4 protein-coding genes are annotated in these 3,313 nt (G+C 67.7%); 2 read left to right on the top strand and 2 right to left on the bottom strand.

Annotated features, from left to right (window positions below; translation table 11 throughout):
* Nucleotides 1-234: 234 nt before the first annotated feature.
* Nucleotides 235-936 (bottom strand): aspartate/glutamate racemase family protein, encoded by a 702-nt coding sequence (locus AC1DR7_RS20115; RefSeq protein ID WP_457318091.1) that lies wholly within the window; start codon nt 934-936, stop codon nt 235-237.
* Between the two features lie 105 nt (nt 937-1,041).
* Between AC1DR7_RS20115 and AC1DR7_RS20110 the strand changes: the two genes are divergently transcribed.
* On the top strand, nt 1,042-1,857 hold the full coding sequence (locus tag AC1DR7_RS20110) for a S1/P1 nuclease (protein WP_478076655.1): 816 nt from the start codon (nt 1,042-1,044) through the stop codon (nt 1,855-1,857).
* A 10-nt stretch (nt 1,858-1,867) separates the two neighbouring features.
* Nucleotides 1,868-2,677 (top strand): MBL fold metallo-hydrolase, encoded by an 810-nt coding sequence (locus AC1DR7_RS20105; RefSeq protein ID WP_457318093.1) that lies wholly within the window; start codon nt 1,868-1,870, stop codon nt 2,675-2,677.
* A 73-nt stretch (nt 2,678-2,750) separates the two neighbouring features.
* Here the strand turns inward: AC1DR7_RS20105 and AC1DR7_RS20100 are convergent, their stop codons facing one another.
* Nucleotides 2,751-3,296, bottom strand: coding sequence for a hypothetical protein (locus AC1DR7_RS20100; RefSeq protein ID WP_256776069.1), 546 nt, complete (start codon nt 3,294-3,296; stop codon nt 2,751-2,753).
* Between the last annotated feature and the right edge of the window lie 17 nt (nt 3,297-3,313).

Genomic DNA, 3,313 nt, shown 5'->3' with positions numbered 1-3,313 from the left:
CGGTAGGCCCCTGGCGCAAATGTCCCYCGGCCGCGGAGCGGCCTCCTCCTTTATTTTGCCCAGGGGCCTACCGGCCGCGACGGGGCTCGGCTTGCGGTATGCAGGTGGAGGCCAGGCATTTTTGGTCTTTGGTCGGTGGGTCGGGCGCTCTGGAAGGGTTCACAGCGCGCCACGCGGATGAATGACGAACGCTTGTTCGATCCGGCATTGCGAGCAGCCACCCATGGGGTGGCTCTACCGGGGGGAGAGCAGGTGCTGCGCGGCGGCCTGCGCGTGCAGCGCGGCGGTGTCCAACAACGGCACGGCTGCATCGTCATCGCCCACCAGCAGCATGATCTCCGTGCAGCCCAGGATGATCGCCTGCGCGCCGCGATCCACCAGCCGCTGCATCACGCCCTGGTACACCACGCGCGATGCGTCCAGCACGCGGCCCTGCACCAGCTCCTCGTAGATGATTCGATGCACATGTGTGCGGTCGTCCGCTTCCGGCACCAGCACCTCCAGCCCATACCGCTGCGCCAATCGTACCCGGTAGAAATCCTGCTCCATCGTGAAGGCCGTCCCGAGCAGGCCCACCCGCGCCAGCCCCAAGGACTGGATCGCCTCGCCCACCGGATCGGCGATGTGCAGCAGCGGTACCCCGATTGCCGCCTGCACCTCCTCGGCCATCAGATGCATCGTATTGGTGCAGATCACCACCGCCGTCGCGCCTGCGCCTTCCAGTTGCCGTGCCACCGCCACCATCGCCTGCGTCGCCGCCACCCAATCCCCGGCGCGCTGCATCGCTTCGATGTCGGCGAAATCGAACGACCACAGCAGCAGCCGCGCCGAGTGCATCCCGCCCAGTGCATCGCGCACCTGTTCGTTGATCATCCGGTAGTAGTGCGCCGAACTCTCCCAGCTCATGCCGCCGATCAGACCCAGCACCTTCTGCACCGTCGCCACTCCCGTTGTCGATCCGGCGCCAGCGTACTCCCGCCGCACCGCCGCCAGCCAGATCCGGGCAAGCCGCCCGGCGGACGGCCCGCTAGAATGCTGCCGATGAAAATCGCCTCCCTGATCCCTGCCACCGCCCTCGCGCTGGCCCTCACCTTCGTCTCCGCCGATGCCCTGGCCTGGGGCRCCCAAGGCCATCGCCTGGTCGCGCGCATCGCCGAAACCCGCCTCACCCCGCAGGCCCAGGCCGAGGTCGACCGCCTGCTCGCCAGCGAGCCGGACCCTACGCTGCACGCCATCGCCCCGTGGGCCGACCAGCTGCGCGCCAAGGACCCGGGCCTGGGCAAGCGCTCGGCTGGCTGGCATTACGTCAACATCGGCGAGGACGACTGCCATTACCAGGTGCAGAAGCACTGCAAGAATGGCAACTGCGTGGTCGAAGCGCTAAAGGCACAGACCGCCATCCTCGGTGATCGCAGCAAGTCCGATGCTGAACGCGCCCAGGCGCTGAAGTTCGTCGTCCATTTCGCCGGCGACATCCACCAGCCGATGCACGCCGGTTACGGCCACGACAAGGGCGGCAACGACTTCCAGGTGCAGTACAACAACCGCGGCACCAACCTGCACTCGCTGTGGGACAGCGGCATGCTCAGCGAGCAGAARCTGGACGATGACCAGTATCTGCAGCGTTTGATGGCCCTGCCCACACCAACGCTGGGCAAGCGCTCCCACATTGCCACCGATGCCGTGCAGTGGGCCGAAGCGAGCTGCCGTATCGCCATTGCACCTGGCGTTTACCCGACCAAGCGTACGCTGGGTGCGGAATACACCGCGACCTATCGCCCGATCGCGGAGCAGGAGCTGCGCCTGGCCGGTGAACGCCTGGCGGTGCTGCTCAACGCCACCCTGGGCAAACGCTGAGGCCATCACCATGTCACTGCACGTCGCCAGTTTCTTCCACCCCGACAGCCATACCTTCAGCTACGTGGTGCACGATCCGGCGACCCTGCAGGCGGCGGTGATCGACCCGGTGCTGGACTACGACCCGGATACCGACGCGCTCGGTGCCGGGCCTTTGCAACCGCTGCTTGCGCACGTGCGCGAGCGCGGCCTGCAGGTGCGCTGGCTGCTGGAAACCCACGCCCATGCCGACCACGTCAGCGCGGGCCGCTGGCTCAGGCAGCAGTGGCCGCAGGCAACGCTGGCCATGGGTGACGGTATCGTGCAGGTGCAAAAGACGTTCGCGCCACGCTATGCGCTGGACGTGCCCACCGATGGCTCACAGTTCGACCATCTGTTCGCCGATGGCGAGCGTTTTGCGCTTGGCGACATCGATGCCGAGGTGATCGCCGTCCCCGGCCACACCAGTGACAGCGTCGCCTACCGCATCGGCGATGCACTGTTCACCGGCGACTCGCTGTTCATGCCCGATGGCGGCACCGCCCGCTGCGACTTCCCCGGTGGCGACGCGGCGCAGTTGTACCGTTCGATCCAGCGTCTGCTCGCCCTGCCCGACGGCACCCGCGTGTTCATCTGTCACGACTACGGCCCGGGCGGTCGCGAGGTCGCCAACGAAACCACGGTCGGCGAACAGCGCGCGCGCAACATCCACCTGCATGACGGCGTCAGCGAAGCCGAGTTCGTCGCCACCCGGCAGGCGCGCGATGCCACGTTGGCCGAGCCGGCGCTGATGCATCCGTCGGTGAAGGCGAACCTGCAGGGTGGCCCCCACCGATCGTAGTGCCGGCCGCTGGCCGGCAACCCGGCGATGATCGGTTGGTGCGGTTGCCGGTCACCGGCCGCCACCACGGTAATCAGCGTCCCTGGCGGCGCACCGTGTGCTGCCCGTGCACGATTTCAAAGGTGAAGGCATACAGCAGGCTCACGGGCACCGGCTCGATCCGCTCCGCGCCTTCGCAATCCCCGCGTTTGCCCGGGACCACGCCGGCAGCGTAGTGACACACCGCCGCCGGTGAAAACAGCCAGTGCGCCACCGCCTCCTGCGCCGCCTGCAGCAGCGGCGCATTCTCTGCCGCAGCGCCCGCCACGCATTCGGGCCGATCGGTCAGGGCCACGCTGCGCTCTACCCTGCCTTCGGCATCCACCACCACCTGCAGGCACACCACGGTGGGCGCCAGCTCGCGGCGTGGATCGCGTGTCCCGACCACCGGGTCCTGGGCCGCGTACAACTGCGGCATGCGGTAGCCCTCACTTGGCTGCAGCCGATACGGCTGCACCTGGCCGGAGCCACCATTGCCCTCGGTACGCAGGCGCTGGTGATCCACATTCTCAGCACGGGTGTCCACCGTACTGAGCTGCTGATGGCCGGCGCAACCGGCCATCAGCAACACCGGCAGCATCGCAGTGAGCACCTGCC

The organism is Stenotrophomonas sp. P5_A9, assembly GCF_056400525.1.
The sequence above is the reverse complement of the archived record's forward strand: the minus strand, read 5'-3'. Positions and strand labels throughout refer to the sequence as shown.